Origin of the sequence: Pseudomonas alkylphenolica, assembly GCF_004025535.1 — a bacterium.
Classification (GTDB): Bacteria; Pseudomonadota; Gammaproteobacteria; order Pseudomonadales; family Pseudomonadaceae; genus Aquipseudomonas; species Aquipseudomonas alkylphenolica_A.
Genome location: NZ_QJRG01000033.1, coordinates 250,651 through 266,903 on the forward strand (window position 1 = coordinate 250,651; position 16,253 = coordinate 266,903).

At 62.9% G+C, this 16,253-nt stretch carries 10 protein-coding genes; 3 read left to right on the forward strand and 7 right to left on the reverse strand.

All coding sequences use genetic code 11. The features are described from left to right. Positions 1 to 164: 164 nt before the first annotated feature. Positions 165 to 2,072: a DEAD/DEAH box helicase gene (locus tag DM813_RS01235; RefSeq protein ID WP_128321629.1), complete on the forward strand. Its 1,908-nt coding sequence runs from the start codon at positions 165 to 167 to the stop codon at positions 2,070 to 2,072. 66 nt (positions 2,073 to 2,138) lie between these two features. On the opposite strand, the gene DM813_RS01240 is transcribed toward DM813_RS01235, so the two are convergent. The 3 genes from DM813_RS01240 to DM813_RS01250 form a co-directional block, all read right to left on the reverse strand. After that, the gene (locus DM813_RS01240; RefSeq protein WP_128321630.1) at positions 2,139 to 2,714 is read right to left on the reverse strand and encodes a YceI family protein; all 576 of its coding nucleotides are present in this window, start codon (positions 2,712 to 2,714) and stop codon (positions 2,139 to 2,141) included. Positions 2,715 to 2,747: 33 nt separating this feature from the next. Then, a complete protein-coding gene (locus DM813_RS01245) occupies positions 2,748 to 3,299 on the reverse strand; it encodes a cytochrome b (protein WP_128321631.1) in 552 nt (183 codons plus the stop codon). Between the two features lie 216 nt (positions 3,300 to 3,515). Further along, the gene (locus tag DM813_RS01250) at positions 3,516 to 5,360 is read right to left on the reverse strand and encodes a flavin monoamine oxidase family protein (RefSeq protein WP_128321632.1); all 1,845 of its coding nucleotides are present in this window, start codon (positions 5,358 to 5,360) and stop codon (positions 3,516 to 3,518) included. 188 nt (positions 5,361 to 5,548) lie between these two features. Between DM813_RS01250 and DM813_RS01255 the strand changes: the two genes are divergently transcribed. Continuing rightward, complete coding sequence (locus DM813_RS01255) at positions 5,549 to 6,955, forward strand: adenosylmethionine--8-amino-7-oxononanoate transaminase (protein ID WP_128321633.1); 1,407 nt, start codon at positions 5,549 to 5,551, stop codon at positions 6,953 to 6,955. Positions 6,956 to 7,017: 62 nt separating this feature from the next. Continuing rightward, positions 7,018 to 7,737 (forward strand): 16S rRNA (uracil(1498)-N(3))-methyltransferase, encoded by a 720-nt coding sequence (locus DM813_RS01260; RefSeq protein WP_128321634.1) that lies wholly within the window; start codon positions 7,018 to 7,020, stop codon positions 7,735 to 7,737. Here the strand turns inward: DM813_RS01260 and trhA are convergent. The 4 genes from trhA to DM813_RS01280 are packed head-to-tail and all read right to left on the reverse strand — an operon-like array spanning position 7,734 to position 16,253. Further along, complete coding sequence (gene trhA / locus DM813_RS01265; protein ID WP_128321635.1) at positions 7,734 to 8,351, reverse strand: PAQR family membrane homeostasis protein TrhA; 618 nt, start codon at positions 8,349 to 8,351, stop codon at positions 7,734 to 7,736. The genes DM813_RS01260 and trhA overlap by 4 nt on opposite strands. Positions 8,352 to 8,406: 55 nt before the next feature. Further along, complete coding sequence (locus tag DM813_RS01270) at positions 8,407 to 8,874, reverse strand: chemotaxis protein CheW (protein WP_128321636.1); 468 nt, start codon at positions 8,872 to 8,874, stop codon at positions 8,407 to 8,409. Continuing rightward, complete coding sequence (locus DM813_RS01275; protein ID WP_128321637.1) at positions 8,867 to 14,173, reverse strand: hybrid sensor histidine kinase/response regulator; 5,307 nt, start codon at positions 14,171 to 14,173, stop codon at positions 8,867 to 8,869. Before DM813_RS01275 ends, DM813_RS01270 begins: the two co-directional genes overlap by 8 nt. 34 nt (positions 14,174 to 14,207) lie before the next feature. Then, complete coding sequence (locus tag DM813_RS01280) at positions 14,208 to 16,253, reverse strand: methyl-accepting chemotaxis protein (RefSeq protein WP_128321638.1); 2,046 nt, start codon at positions 16,251 to 16,253, stop codon at positions 14,208 to 14,210.

Here is a 16,253-nt window from a genome sequence, read left to right on the forward strand (position 1 = left end):
AGGCATCCCGACCGGCAGGACAGCGCGGCCAAGAGCCCGCCCGCCACATTCCGGATGCGCATTGAAGGCCCTGCTGGACCGGACGCGATAGCATCACCCGATGCCCGTCGCGCCAGGCAAGATTATCCCATCGGGCTTAGCCCCCACTAAGAACAGGATTGCTCATGTCCTTTGCTTCCCTCGGTCTCTCCGAGGCTCTAGTCCGCGCCATCGAGGCTGCAGGCTATACCCAGCCCACTCCGGTGCAACAGCGGGCCATCCCCGCCGTGTTGCAAGGTCGCGACCTGATGGTCGCCGCCCAGACAGGTACTGGTAAAACTGGCGGTTTCGCCCTGCCGATCCTTGAACGCCTGTTCCCGGGCGGTCACCCTGACAAATCCCAGCGCCATGGCCCCCGCCAGCCGCGGGTTCTGGTGCTGACCCCCACACGTGAACTGGCTGCACAGGTTCACGACAGCTTCAAGGTCTATGCCCGCGACCTCAAATTCGTCAGCGCCTGCATCTTCGGTGGCGTCGGCATGAACCCGCAGGTTCAGGCCATGGCCCGTGGCGTCGATGTGCTGGTGGCCTGCCCTGGCCGTCTGCTCGACCTGGCCGGCCAGGGCAGCGTCGATCTTTCCCACGTTGAAACCCTGGTGCTGGACGAAGCCGACCGCATGCTCGACATGGGCTTTATCCATGACGTGAAGAAGGTCCTTGCGCGCTTGCCTGCCAAGCGTCAGAACCTGCTGTTCTCGGCGACCTTCTCCAAAGACATCACCGAGCTTGCCGACAAGTTGCTGCACAACCCCGAGCGCATCGAGGTGACGCCGCCCAACACCACGGTTGAGCGCATCGAGCAACGCGTCTACCGCCTGCCGGCCAGCCACAAGCGCGCCCTGCTGGCTCACCTGATTACCACCGGGGCCTGGGAGCAAGTGCTGGTGTTCACCCGGACCAAGCACGGCGCCAACCGCCTGGCCGAGTACCTGGAAAAGCACGGCCTGACCGCTGCTGCGATCCACGGCAACAAGAGCCAGAACGCCCGCACCAAAGCTCTGGCCGACTTCAAGGCCGGCACCGTGCGCATCATGGTTGCCACCGATATCGCCGCCCGCGGCCTGGATATCGACCAACTGCCACACGTCGTCAACTTCGAGCTGCCAAACGTTGAAGAAGACTACGTGCACCGTATCGGCCGTACCGGCCGCGCCGGTCGCTCGGGTGAAGCCATCTCGCTGGTTGCACCCGACGAAGAGAAGCTGCTCAAGAGCATCGAACGCGTTACCCGGCAGAAGATCCCGGATGGCGACCTGATGGGCTTTGATGCCTCCAAGGTAGAAGCCGAGAAGCCCGAGACCCGTGAACGGCCTCAAAACAATCCTCGCGGTGGCCGCGGCCAGCGTGCTGACGGCACCAACAGCAGCAACGGTGGCCGCAAGGATAAAGGCAAGGATCAGGGCAAGGAAAAAGGTCGCGACAAGGACAAGGAAAAAACCGCAGAGAAGTCTGCTGGTAGCGGTGGTCGTCAGGAGCGCAAGCCACGCGACAACAAAAAGCCTCGTCAGGCGCAGTCAACCCAGGCAGGCGCACCTTCGATCCCGGCGGACCGCGATCCGGAAGAGTTCCTGGATGATGAAGTAGATAACTTCGGCAACCGTGCCGACTACGTCAGCCCTTACCAGAACAAAGGCAATCAGGGCCGCAACCGTCGCCCGGGTGCACCGGCGCAAACTGGTGCCGGTACCGGTGGCCAGCCACGCAGCGGCGCTGGTGGTGGTGCAAACCAGGGCCGCAACAATGGCCCGCGTAGCGGTGCAGGTAGCTCAGCCAACGGCGAGAAGCGCGGTGGTTCGCGTAACAGTGGCGGTGGCCAGCAGCGCCGTGATGGCGGTGGCGCCCGCAATCGCCGTCCAGCCAGCGACAATCAATCGGGCGAGCCGGCCGTGCGCAACCCGCGTGAAGGTCAGCCGCAACCGAAGATCATGCACAAAGAGTCGAAGATCGACCGCTTCCCCACGGCCGAACAGCTTGAGCAACTGCCAAGCCGTCCGCGTGGCGAGAAGCCGGCACTGCTGACGCGTAACCGCTGATTCAGTGACCCGCCAACAAAAACGCCGCCCCTAGGGGCGGCGTTTTTGTTGGTGCGTGTTGCAATGTTACTTTTTGACGCCTTCGACCGAGATGTCCAGGTCCAGGGTCTGCGACGTGGCACCTGGGCCTTTGATGCCAAAGTCGTTCAGGTTCAGGGTGGTGGTGGCGTTGAAGCCAGCACGCTCGCCGCCCCATGGGTCCTTGCCTTCACCGACGAAGGTGGCTTTGAAGACTACCGGCTTGGTGACACCGTGCAGGGTCAGGTCACCAGTCACGTCAGCAGTTTTCTCGCCGGTCGATTTGACTGCAGTGGAGACGAACTTGGCCTCTGGGTATTTCTTCACATCGAGGAAGTCTTTGCTGGCGATGTGTTTGTCACGCTCAGCGTGGTTGGACCAGACGCTGGCGGTTTTCAGGTCAACGGCAATCTTGCTCGCTTCAGGCTTGGCGGCATCCCACGAGAAGGAGCCGTCGAAATCGGTGAAAGTACCGTGAATGAAGCTGTAGCCCAGGTGACTGATTTTCCAGTCAACAAAGGCGTGCTGACCCTTCTTGTCGATCGCGTAATCAGCAGCCATGGCCTGACCAGCCGACAGCAGAGCAGTACCGAGCGCCAGTGCGGCAAAAGTCTTTTTCAACATGCGTCTATATCCCTTTGGAGTTGAGGTTGAACATCAAGCTTTGCGGCCCAGCATGCGCTTGAGGGTCGCGTCACGGTCGATAAAGTGGTGCTTCAGGGCTGCCAGGCCATGTAAGCCGGCAAAAATCACCAGGCCCCACGCCAGATACAAATGGACTTCACCGGCGATATCCGCTTGATCAGGCAGGTTGCTGACCAGCGCCGGCACGTCAAAAAGACCGAACACCGGAATGCCTACACCGTCGGCAGTGGAAATCAGGTAACCCGCGACCATCACCGCAAACAGACCGACATAGAGCAGAGCGTGGCCGAACGTGGCGCCCACGCGGGTAAGCTTGCTGTAGCTCGGCAGTGCCGGCGGTGGCGGGCTGATGAAACGCCAGAGCACCCGCAGCAGCATCACGCCCAGCAGTACCAGGCCGATGCTTTTGTGCAGGTCCGGGGCGTCTTGGCGCCATGCGCTGTAGTAGTCCAGACCCACCATCCACAAGCCCAATCCGAACAGCCCGAAAACTACCAGCGCCACACCCCAGTGGATGACGATGCTGACAAGGCCGTAACGAGAGGATGAATTGCGCAGTTGCATTGCCGTGCTTCCCTGAAAGAACTGTGCCCAAGACTAACGAGTTATCTATCGAATTAAAGCCGAAAATTTTGCTTTGAAATATCGAGAAAGACGATTGTTAGTGTTTTACAGCGCCATTAAGGAAACATTAACTATGGGGGAAGGAATGCATCAAGGGACAAGCCCGCTCACCCTCTCGGTGACAGCGGGGACGGGCTTGTCCGGGGTTTCAGCGCATTACTGCGCCTTGGCCTGAATGTTGGCCACCGGCTTTTTGGCCGGCTCAGCCTTGACCGTGGCTTTCTTCACTGGCGCGGTCGCCTTGGCTGCAGTTTTCTTCGCCTGGTCGGCCTTGGCCACAGGCTTTTTCACCGGTGCCTGTTTGGCTGGCGCTTTGGCAGGTGCAGGCTTGACTGTTTCTTCCTTTGCGACCGGGGCCACGGCTGGCGTGGATACCGGCGCTGACGCGGCTACGGGTGCCGGAGCGGCGTCGGCAGCTTTCGCCTCCGGTTGCGCGGCTGGCTTGTCATCGCTGCCAAACATCCGCTTGAACAAGCCCGGCTTGCTTTCTTCCTGCTTCGAAGTGTCCACCGCTTTCGCCGGTTTATCGGACGATCCACCGAACATGTTGGAGAAGAAATTGCCCTTGCTGGCAGCTGCCGCGGTGGCGGCTGCACCGGCAACAGTGGCTGCCTTGGCCGGATCGAAGGACTTGCCTGCGGCGAGGTCTTGCACCTGGCCGGCGGCACGCTGACCGCTGCGCAGCGCACCTTCCAGGGTACCCGGGTACAGGGCATCGGTATGCTCACCGGCAAAAATGACGCGCTGCACCGGACGCTCCCACAGGCGCCAGAATTTGCTGATCTGCCCCGGGCCGTAGGCCAGGTAGGCGCCACCCATGTTGGCATCGGTGCTGTAACGGCGTACTTCATAACCGGTGAACGCACCACGCGCCTGCGGGTAGAACGCATGCAGGCGGATCAGCACCTGGTCGACCATCTGCTTGTCGCCAAAGGCCTGCAGCAGGCGGGCATTGTCACCCGACAGGTTGATGACGACGTTGGCGCCACCCTTGAGCGCCGGCTCGATCCAGAGCATGCCCAGGCCGGTGTTGCTGTAGATCTCGCCGGACATGCGCGCACGGCTTTCCCACACCGGGTTCTTGAACTTGAGCAGCAACTGGTCGCGCCAACCGTAGTTGGTGCCTTTGAGGGCTGCCAGGTGCTGGTTGTCCAGCCCCGGGATCATCTGGATCTTGGCCAGTGCACGCAGCGGTACGGCCAGCACTACGTAGTCGGCCTGGTAACCCACGCTACCGACTTTGACGGTTACGCCGTCCTTGTCCTGGGTGATGGCGCTGACGGGCGAGCTGGTCTTGATGGTCTTCAGTTCTTTGACGAAGGCCTGGGCCAGTACCGGGCTGCCACCAGGCAGGCGGGCTGCACGCAGGTCACGGTCGCTGACACCACGGTAGACGCGAGTCTGCTGGGCGAAATACAGCAGCGACAGGCGCGATGGCTCGTCGTAGCGGGTACGAATCTGCTGGTTGACCAACTGACGAGCGGTGGTCGGCAGTTGCAGCTTGTCCAGCCAGGTGGACACGTTCAGCTGGTCGAGGGCGAACAAGGTGCTGTTGGCCGCCGGGTTCTGCGGGTCGTCGATCGAACGCGCCAGGTCGTCGAGGGTCTTTTCGTAGCGCTTGAGCGCCTCGGCGGTGGCCGGCTGCTTGGTGGCCAGGTCCGTCGAGCTGAAGTACTCGCCGTCGATCAGGTAGCCCGGCGTCCGCACGAACTCCGGTGCCGGCTGGGTGCTGATCTTGAAGGTATCGAGGTACTGGTTGAGGGTCGGCTGCGCCTTGCTGTTGCCGATCCACTCGCTGGTGGCCAGGCCCGAACGCCCGCCCATGCCGGACTTGGCCTCCAGCAGGGTGACCTGCCAGCCCTTGCCCTGCAGTTCATATGCAGCGGTCAGGCCCGCCAGGCCACCACCCACGACGATTGCCGTCGGGGTCTTGGCCAGCGCAGCACCGCTGAACAGTCCTATCATTACGAGCGCACAGGCGCGCAGCCAAGCAGCAGACATTTTGGCGAACTCCGGATCAAAGCAGAATGTGGGGGAAGCCCCCGGAAAGAATAGCCGAAGGATACGTCACGCCAAGCCCGCTCGCCAGCAATGCCAGGCAGCTGATTGCATGCCACGGGTTGTCCTTCGTCGACGCATTGCATAGGCTTGCGCCGCACGTGCGCGCTGTCGTCGCCAGGAGAATCGAAATGGGCCTCAACCAACAGTGGATGGAACGCGACCTCAAGGTCTTGTGGCACCCCTGCACCCAGATGAAAGACCACGAACATCTGCCGCTGATCCCGATCAAACGCGGTGAAGGCGTGTGGCTGGAGGACTTCGAGGGCAAGCGCTATCTCGATGCGGTCAGCTCCTGGTGGGTCAATGTTTTCGGCCACGCCAATCCACAGATCAACCAGCGCATCAAGGACCAGGTCGATCAGCTCGAACACGTGATCCTCGCCGGTTTCAGCCACCAGCCGGTCATCGAGTTGTCCGAGCGTCTGGTCAAGCTCACTCCCGAGGGCCTGGATCGGTGTTTCTATGCCGATAACGGCTCGTCGTGCATTGAAGTTGCGCTGAAGATGAGTTTTCACTACTGGCTGAACAAAGGTCAGCCAGAGAAAAAGCGTTTCATCACCCTGACCAACAGCTACCACGGCGAAACCATCGCCGCGATGTCGGTCGGCGATGTGCCGCTGTTCACCGAAACCTACAAGGCCCTGCTGCTCGACACCCTCAAGGTGCCAAGCCCGGACTGTTACCTGCGTCCTGAGGGCATGAGCTGGGAAGAGCACTCGCGCAACATGTTCGCGGCCATGGAACACACCCTGGCAGAACACCATGCCAGCGTCGCCGCGGTCATTGTCGAGCCGCTGATCCAGGGTGCTGGCGGCATGCGCATGTACCACCCGGTCTACCTCAAACTGCTGCGCGAAGCGTGCGACCGCTACGGCGTGCACCTGATTCATGACGAGATCGCCGTGGGCTTCGGCCGCACCGGCACGATGTTCGCCTGCGAACAGGCCGGCATCCGCCCGGACTTCCTATGTCTGTCCAAGGCCCTGACCGGTGGCTACCTGCCACTGGCCGCGTGCCTGACCACCAACGAGGTGTACAGCGCCTTCTACGACGACTACCCGACCCTGCGCGCCTTCCTCCACTCGCACAGCTACACCGGCAACCCGCTGGCCTGTGCCGCGGCGCTGGCGACCCTGGACATCTTCGAGCAAGACAACGTCATTGAACGAAACAAGGCCTTGTCTGCACGCATGGCGAGCGCCACGGCGCACCTGGTCGATCACCCGCATGTCGCCGAAGTGCGCCAGACCGGCATGGCCCTGGCCATTGAGATGGTTCAGGACAAGGCCAGCAAGACCGCCTACCCCTGGCAGGAGCGGCGCGGCCTGAAAGTCTTCGAGCATGCACTGACCCGTGGCGCCCTGCTGCGCCCATTGGGCAGCGTGGTGTACTTCCTGCCACCGTACGTCATTACCCCGGAACAGATCGACTTCCTTGCCGAGGTGGCCAGCGAAGGCATCGATATCGCCACCCGCGACAGCGTCAGCGTGGCCGTTCCGGCTGATTTCCACCCTGACTTCCGCGACCCGGGCTAACAGCATTGCTGGCAACACCAGCAATGACGTCCGCACAGCCAACACCTACCCAGAGTTTTGAGATGAGACTGTCCCGCTTCTTCATTGACGCCCCCCTGAGCCTTGGTGAGCATGACTTGCCTGAGGCCCAGGCCCATTACATCGGTCGGGTGCTGCGCATGGCCGTTGGCGACGCCGTGCAACTGTTCGACGGCAGCGGCGTGGAATTCCTCGGCCAGTTGCTTGAAGTCGGCAAGAAAACCGTGCGGGTACAACTGAACGAATCGTTCGCCGGCCAAGCCGACTCCGGCCTCAAGGTTCACCTTGGCCAGGGCCTGTCCCGTGGCGAGCGCATGGATTGGGCCATTCAGAAAGCCACTGAACTGGGGGCCACGGTCATCACCCCGATCGTCAGCGAACGCTGTGAAGTGCGCCTCAAAGATGAGCGCGCCGACAAACGGCTGGCCCACTGGCGCCAGGTGGCTATCAGCGCCTGTGAACAGTGTGGCCGCTCCAGCGTACCGCTGATCAACTCGCCGGTGTTGCTCGCCGATTGGCTCAAGGCCTGTGACGAACAGCTCAAGCTGGTCCTGCACCCGGTCGCCGAGCCGCTCACCAGCCACCAGCAACCCGCCAGCCTGGCCTTTCTGATCGGCCCGGAAGGTGGCTTGAGCGAAGCTGAAGTCGAGCAGGCCAAGGCCGCCGGTTTCCACGCCGCCCGCCTCGGCCCACGCGTGCTGCGCACCGAAACCGCACCGGTGGTGGCCCTGGCCGTGGCTCAGCAGTTGTGGGGCGATTTTTAAAGCACGTAGAAAAATACCGCGATGAAGTGCAGCAAGCTGCCGGCGATGACGAACAGGTGCCAGATGCCATGCCAGTGGCGAAAGCGGCTGTCGTAGGCGAAGAAAATGATGCCGATGGTGTAGAACGCACCACCGGCAGCCAGCCAGGCAAAACCCGCCGCGCCGAGACTGGCGAGCAAAGGCTTGACTGCCACCAGCACGATCCAGCCCATCACTGCATAAATGATGATCGACAGCACCCGTGCTTCGGAGCGCGGCTTGATCTCCTGCAACATGCCGATCAGCGCCAGCCCCCACACCACGCCGAACAGGCTCCAGCCCCAGGGGCCGCGCAAACTGACCAGACAGAACGGCGTGTAGCTGCCGGCGATCAGCAGGTAGATGGATAGGTGATCGAGCTTGCGCATCACCACCTTGGCCTTGCCGCGCACGCTGTGATAGACCGTTGAAATGCTGTAGAGCAACAACAGGGTAAAGCCGTATATAGCCAGGCTGACGATTTTCCAGGGGTCGCCCTGCAGGCTTGCCACCACCAGCAGCCAGATGGCGCCGATACAGGCAAGCACTGCGCCGACCAGATGCGTCCAGGCGTTGAAACGTTCACCGTGATACATGCGACAGGGTCCTCCGGACAACGGACAGGGTTCCCATCCTACACAGGCAAATGTTTCAAACCAGCCCTGCCTCCTCAAGCAACTGCTCAAGCGCCGGCAGATCCGGCACCCTGGCAACCTGATCACCCACCTGCACTGCCGCCAGCTCCAGTGCCGCCAACGGCACATCCACGTAGTTGAGCTGGCTGTCGAGCTTGCACGAACGGGGGATGCCCTGCACCAGCAAGGCAATGAAGCGCAGGCGGCTGCCACCCAGGGCATTGAGCACGACGATCCGCGCCCGCTCCCCGATCCGCACCTGGCCACCACAGGCCGCCTCGAAGCTGAGCAGCGGCAGGCGCTGGTTGCGCCAGTCGATCCAGCCCAGCATCCACGGCGGCTGGTCGGTTGCCGGCGTCCCCACCTGGTAGCCGATCAACTCGGCCACAGCGACATTGGGCAGTACCAGGCAACGATCGGCCATTGCCAGCAACAACCCGGTCAGGCTGCTGCGACGCCCATTGCGGGCAGATTGCTCAAGCATGACGGGGACTCCAGCGAGCAATGCTCTGCAGCAACACCGACTCCTGATAGGGTTTGCCCAGGTAATCGTTGACGCCGATGGACATCGCCCGGTCGCGGTGCTTCTGTCCGGTTCGCGAGGTGATCATGATAATCGGCAAATCCTTGAGGTCGGGGTCGTTGCGTACCTGCGTCGCCACTTCGAAACCGTCCATGCGCGGCATCTCGATGTCCACCAAGAGGATATCCGGGCGGTGTTCCAGCAGCAGGGCCATGGCATCGACTCCATCTTTGGCCGTCAGTACGTTCATGCCATGGCGTTCGAGCAAGCGGCTGGTGACCTTGCGCACCGTCACCGAATCATCGACCACCATCACCAGCAACGGTCGCGTCGGGGCCTGCTCGATAGCCTGCAGCTGAACACCCGCAAGGGCGCCAATGCGCTGTGCATGGCGATGGTGCAAGCCGCGCAGCTGCCCCAGCAGATCCAGGATCAGCACCACGCGACCGTCACCCAGCAGGGTCGCCCCGGACAATCCCTGAACACTGGCGAACTGCGGCCCCAGACTCTTGACCACGATCTCGCGGCTGGCCGCCAGGCTATCGACCTGAATCGCAAACTGCTGCTCGTGCGAGTGCACCAGCAGTACCGGCAACGGCAGGTTCTGGCCGAGCAGGCGCGGCTGCACTGCACCTTGCAGCAGCTCACCCAGGTAGTGCAGCGCGTAGCGATGCCCGGCGTACTCGTAATGCGGTGATTCAAGCTGGTAACAGGCTTCCAGTTCGACCGGCGGCACCCGCACGATCCCTTCGATGGTATTGAGCGGTACGGCGTATTGCTCTTCGCCGTACTGCACCATCAACGCCCGGTTGACCGAGACGGTGAACGGCAAGCGAATCAGGAAGCGCGCACCCTTGCCCGCCCGGGACTCGATCACCATCGAACCGCCCAGTTGTTTGACCTCTTCATGGACCACGTCCATGCCCAGGCCGCGCCCGGAAATCTGGGTGATTTTTTCCGCCGTAGAAAAGCCCGGCTGCAGAATGAACTGCATGATCTCGTGGTCGCTCAGCACCGCCGCCGGGTCCAGCAGGCCACGCTTGATAGCCTTGTTGCGGACCGCCTGCAACGGCACACCCGCGCCGTCGTCGCTCATCTCGATGACGATATCGGCGCCTTCATGCAGCAGGTTCAACGAGATCAGCCCCTGCGCAGGCTTACCGGCGGCCTGGCGAATTTCACTGGACTCCAGGCCGTGGTCGACGGCGTTGCGCAGCATGTGCTCCAGCGGCGCCACCATGCGCTCCAGCACGCTGCGGTCCATCTCGCCTTCGGCATTGCCGACGACCAGTTCGACCTGCTTGCCCAGTTCGCTGGCCACTTGCCGAACCACCCGCTGCAAACGCGGCACCAGTCGTTCGAACGGCACCATCCGCGTACGCATCAGGCCTTCCTGCAGGTCGGTGTTCACCCGCCCCTGCTGTTGCAACAGGCTCTGTGCATCCTGGGCGCGTACGGCGAGGGTTTCCTTGAGATCCAGCAGGTCGGAAGCGGACTCGAACAAGGCCCGGGAGAGTTGCTGCAGCTGCGAATGGCGGTCCATTTCCAGCGGGTCAAAATCATCGTAGAGCTGACCACCGGCGTCGGCCTGCTGACGGCTGAGAATCCGCCCCTGGGTTTCGGTGTCCAGCCTGCGCAGCTGATCGCGCATACGCTCCAGCGTGGTTTCCATCTCGTTGAGTGCCACCTGGGCATCGTTGACCTGCTGTTCGATGCGCCCGCGCAGGATTGAATGCTCACCCGCGAGATTGCCCAGGTCATCGAGCAGCTCCGAGGCTACCTTGACCATGTCCACCGGGCCACGCTCCGGTGCTGCGGCTGGCGCGTCCACAGGCGCCGCTTCAGGTTGGGACTGCTGGGCCGCGGTATCGGCCAGTGCCGCACTGCTGAAGTTGCGGATGTAGTCGATCAGTGCCGTGGCGGCATGCAGTGGCTGCTGCAGGCGTACTGCGTCGAGCATGTGTGCCAGCCGGTCATGGCAGTTCTGCAGCAGGCTGAACAACGCGGCACTGGGCTGCAACTGCCCGGCAGCCAGCAGTTCATAGAGAAATTCCAGCTCATGGGCGAGGTCGCCGATCGGCGCAATCTGCACCATGCGCGCGCCCCCCTTGAGGGTGTGCAGGTCGCGCAACAGGTTTTCGATCTCGACGCTGTTGCGCGGCTCGGCCTGCCAGCGCAGCAAGGCAGCGCCTGAGCTTTCGACGATATCGAAGCTCTCTTCGAGGAAGATCTCCAGCAGCTCTTTGTCGCCGGCGTCTTCTACCGGGTCCGCCGCCTTCTCCAACGCAACGGCAGGCGGTGCGTTGTGACGATGTTCACGCAGTGCAGCCAGCAATTCCACCATCGACACGGGCGCAGCACCGGCCTGCAGTTGCTCAAGTACCTGGGCCAGCTGGGCATGGCTGCGCTTGAGCAACGTGATCAGTTCAGGGGTCGGCGCAAAACGCCGATCGACCAGGCCTTCGTATACCAGCTCAAGCTCCTGGGCCAGCACTTCGACCGTACCAAATTCGGCCATCTGCGCCCCACCCTTGAGGGTCTGCAGATCACGTTGCAACGACGACAGCGCCGAGCCGTTGTCCGGGTCGGCCAGCCAACGCTCCAGCGTCTGGTCGGCGCTTTGCAGCACATCGTTTGCTTCTTCGAGGAACAGCTCCACTACCGCCGGGTCGACTGCCAGAGCTGCCGTCGCAGCGCCCAGATCGGCGATTCGGGCCTGGCCATCCTGATGGCTGATCAGCCCCGTGGCGTCTGGCGCCAGCGCTTCGTCGAGCAGTTTACGCAAGGCCTCAAGGCGTTCCGGACGCGGGCTCACCTCCTGGCCTGCCGCCAACTGGTCGAGCATGTCGATCAGCGACTCATGGGCCAGCTGGGCCTGTTCGAAAAAGTGCGCACTGACCGCCAGGCTGCTTTCTTCGACGGCCCCGTAGAGGTCCAGCAAGGCCTCACACAGTTCATCAACCTGCCACAAGTCAGCCAGGTGCGCGCTCTGGCCCAAGGTGGTCAGCTCATCGAGCAACGCATTGAGTTCCTGGCGCTCGCCCGGGTGCTCTTGCCAGCGCAGCAACAGCGATTCGGCATCGAGCAGAATATCCATGCCCTGGGCAAGAAAGCTGGCGATCAATTGCGGATCACGTTTGATCCGGCCGCCTTGGCGCGGCGCCTGCTGCAAGGCCTGCAGGCGGGCATCGACCACCTGCTGAATATCTTCGATCAGCGTCGAGGCGCCATTGATCGGCGCCTGAGGCGAACTGGCCAGTTGTTCCAGGCCTCGGCGCAACAGCGGCTCGGCGCTCTCCAGCAGGTAAATCTCTTCAATGTCGAACGCCAGCTGGTGGGCCTTGAACTCTCTTGCCAGCAGGTCGAGTGCCGTGGCCAGCTCGGCGATGGGCTTCACACCGGCCATGGCCGCACTGCCCTTGAGGGTATGAAAGGCTCGCTGCAAATTGTCGCTGACCGGTTGCGGCAAATGCTGGTCGGCCGCTGCCAGGAAACGTTCGAGGCTGGCCAGGTGCCCCAGCGCCTCGTTACGGAAAATCTCCACCAACCGGGGGTCGATGGCTTCATGGCTATCGGCTTCATGAGGCGCGTCGTTCATGGCCTGGGCGTGCAGGCGCAGCGACAACTGCTCGAGGTCCTTGCCGATCTGCAGGTTCCCGTTGGCAAACGCCACCAGCAACCCGGGAAACATGTCCAACGCCTGCTGCAGGCTGGCCAGCGGCGCTGCGCCGATTTCCACGCGTCCTTCAAGCACGCGGTTGAGCAGGTGCTCGGCGGACCATGCCAGCTCCGCCAGCCCTTGTGCCCGCACCATGCGCCCGCTGCCCTTTAGGGTGTGCAGGCCACGGCGCAGCTCGATAAGTGCATCACGGTCGCCGGTATTGGCCTGCCAACGTGCCCACTGGCGATTGAGTTCGGGCAGCAGTTCCTGGGCTTCCTCGAGAAACACTTCACGCAGTTCTTCATCGACAGCGGGCTCTTCGACCACCGCCGCCTTGATCTCCAGCGCAGGCTCAGGCGCCGGGGCAAAGCCCAGGGCCGCCAGGCTGGCCTGGGCCAGATCCAGAAACGACCAGGGGTTTGCCTGAGGGTCGGCGTTCAGCCACTGCAAATAGCACTCACAGGCGCTCAGTGCGTCCGCCAGGTGCGCCAGCGCAGCGTCATCCGGCGGGGTGCTGCCGAGCATGCTGGACTGGACGTAGTCACCGCACTGGCCGATCAAGGTCGCCGCCCTTGGAAGCATGAGCATGGCCAGGGCCCCGCGAATCTGCTGCAGCAAACCCGGCAGCGACTGCATCCGGTGCGACTGCCAGCCGGCTTCAAGGCAATCGCCTATCTGGTCCTTGACCTGCTGCAACACCGCATGGGCTTCCTCAAGCACCAGCTGGCGGATCTCGGCCAGGTCGGTACCCGGCAGCGAGCTCTGAGTGGGGTGCTGCTCCAGCGGGCCGACCATGCCGGCCAGGGTCGCCTCGACATACAGCAGTGCACCCGCAACATCCATCAACACCGCGTCGTCCACCGCGCGCTGGCCTTGAGCCAGGCTCTGCAGCACCCATACCTGGTCGATGATCACCCGCCTGGGCTGACCGAAGCCAAGCACCGCCAAGGTATCGGCGATCTGCCGCAAGGGCGAAAGCAACGGCTGCAAGTCATCAAGTCGCTGACGGTCACCGCGTACGAACAGGTCAAGACGCTCCTTGACCCGCATCAAGTCGTCACACAGCGCCGCCACCACCGAGCGCAAGGCGTCGCGATCGGTACCGGCGTGCAGGCGCTCGCGCAACGACCCCAGCGACAGGTCGAGGTTGGCCAGTTCGTCGGCGGCCACGGGCGCGGCGCCCGACACACTGCTCTGCCCCAGCGGCTCGACACCACGTTCGGCACGCAGCTGATTGAGCACCGGCAGCACCACCAGCGGCAGGTCGCGTCGGGCGCTGCGCAGCCGCTCCAGGTACAGCGGCAACTGCTCAAGGCCGCGAAACAGCGCGCCCAGGGCTTCGCCACGCTGGGCGACACGTTTTTCGCGCAAGGCCAGGCCCAGTTGCTCCAGCTCTTCGGCCAGCAGGGCCGCGCCACTAAGCTCGAGCATCACCAGGCAACCGCGAACCTGGTGGAGGTTCTCGATAAACCCACCCAGCACCTGTTCGTCACCAGGTTCAGCGGAGAATTGCTCCAGCGCCAGACGCGCCTGGCCAAGACACTCGCTGATAGCGCCCTTGACCCAGACCAGAGCCACCGTATCGTGCCGCTCAGCCATATCTGCTCCCGATGCCATGCTCACGACTGTGCGCTCATCGCGGCGATGTCGGTGGCAAAGTAAAACCGGACACCGAGCGGCGCATTTCACTCGCCATGCGCGCCAGGTTGCCAATGCTGTCAGCCGTTGCGCTGGAGCCCGCCGAGGTTTGCGAGGTGATCTGCTGGATCACCGCCATGGTATGCGAGATCTGCCCGGCCGAAGAGGTCTGCAGCTGAGCGGCATCGGAGATGCTGTGGATCAGTTCGGCGAGGGTTTGCGACACGCCTTCGATTTCTTCCAGGGCGACGCCGGCATCCTGGGCCAGGCGCGCACCGCGCACCACTTCTGCGGTGGTCTGTTCCATGGAGATCACCGCCTCGTTGGTATCGGCCTGAATGGTGCGTACCAGGGCCTCGATCTGCCGGGTGGCAGACGATGAACGCTCCGCCAGGCGCTGGACTTCGTCGGCGACCACCGCGAAGCCCCGCCCCGCCTCGCCAGCCAGCGACGCCTGGATCGCCGCATTGAGTGCCAGAATGTTGGTCTGGTCAGCAATGTCGTCGATCAGGCTGACGATATCGCCGATTTCCTGGGAAGACTCCCCCAGGCGCTTGATGCGCTTGGCGGTGTCCTGGATCTGTTCGCGAATGTTGTCCATGCCATGGATGGTGTTGTGCACCACCTCGTTGCCCTTGTTGGCAATGGCCACCGAGCGTTCGGCCACCTTGGCCGACTCGTAGGCATGGGTGGACACCCGGTCGATGGACTCGACCATGTCGCCCACCGCCACCGAGGCTTCGGTGATCTGCTCGGCCTGGTGTTCAGATGCTTTGGCCAACTGACGGGCCGTGGTCTGCGTGTCCTGCACAGCGCTGGCCACCTCCTCGGCACTGAGGTTGATGGTGGCCACCAGGTCGCGCAGCTGGTCAATGGAGTAGTTGATCGAGTCGGCAATGGCACCGGTGAAGTCTTCCGTCACCGAGACCATCACCGTCAGGTCACCGTCAGCCAGGTCTTCTATTTCGTCGAGCAGGCGCATGATCGCCTGCTGGTTGCGCTCGTTCTTTTCCGCCGTTTCACGCAGCCGCCGGTTGGACTCACGCACCATCACCAGGCCGATGAGGATGATCGACGCCAGGGCCAGCAGGCCCAGTACATAGCCACCCACGGTATCGAGGGTGCGGCCACTGGCCAGGTTCTCGAAGCCGTTGGCCAGACGCGAGGCTTCGTCGAGCAGGGTCTGCGACTGGTTGAAAATGTTCCCGGCCGCCTCGCGCACGCGGAACAGTTCCGGCGAGGTTTCAAGAATCTCATCCACCGAGCCGGCAACGAACTGGAACAGTTCGGCGATCTCACCCAGCCGCGCCCGGGCATCCGGGTCCTGGACCCGTGTAACCTGGATACTCGGGTTACCGGCGAGCATGCCCTCGAGCACCTGACCGAAACGGCTGGCGTCACGGCCGAAGGCATCCGCCGCCTGCACCGAGGTGTCGTCACCGGCGAGCACGGTATTCACCGAACCGAGGATGCGCTCGGCCAACAGCGACTGGCGCTGGGCCACAGCCACCTGATTGGCCGGTGCGCCGCTCTTGAGCAGAATCTCGACAACCTGCTCGTATTCAACCTGCAGCTGCGGCACGGTCTCGGCCAGGGTGGCCGCGACCTGATGCAACGACAGCACCGTCTGTTCGCTGGCCAGGATCGTATCGGTGTTCTTGCGCAGGCCTTCCCAGTCGCGCAGCACGGCATCCATTTCGTTGCGCACCGCCGGTGGCGCGGCAGGCAGGCCAGTGCTTGCATCACCCTTTTTCAGGTAATCCCAGCGCTGCTCGAAATCGTTGCGCGCTTCACTGAGCAAGCGGAACGCCCGCGCCTTGCCCGCTGCCGCCTCGGTGGCGTTCTTGGCAATGCGCTGGGACAGCACCCGCAGCTCGCCGGCGTGACCGATGTACTGCTTGTCGTAGTTGGCCTGGGTGTTCAGGTAAGCGAAGTTGGCGAACAACAGCACGATCGACAGGATCAACACGACAAACAACGCCGCAATCCGGGCGCTGCTGCGCGAGCCTTGGGTCAAAGTAGCCGTCTTGGTATTGGTCAC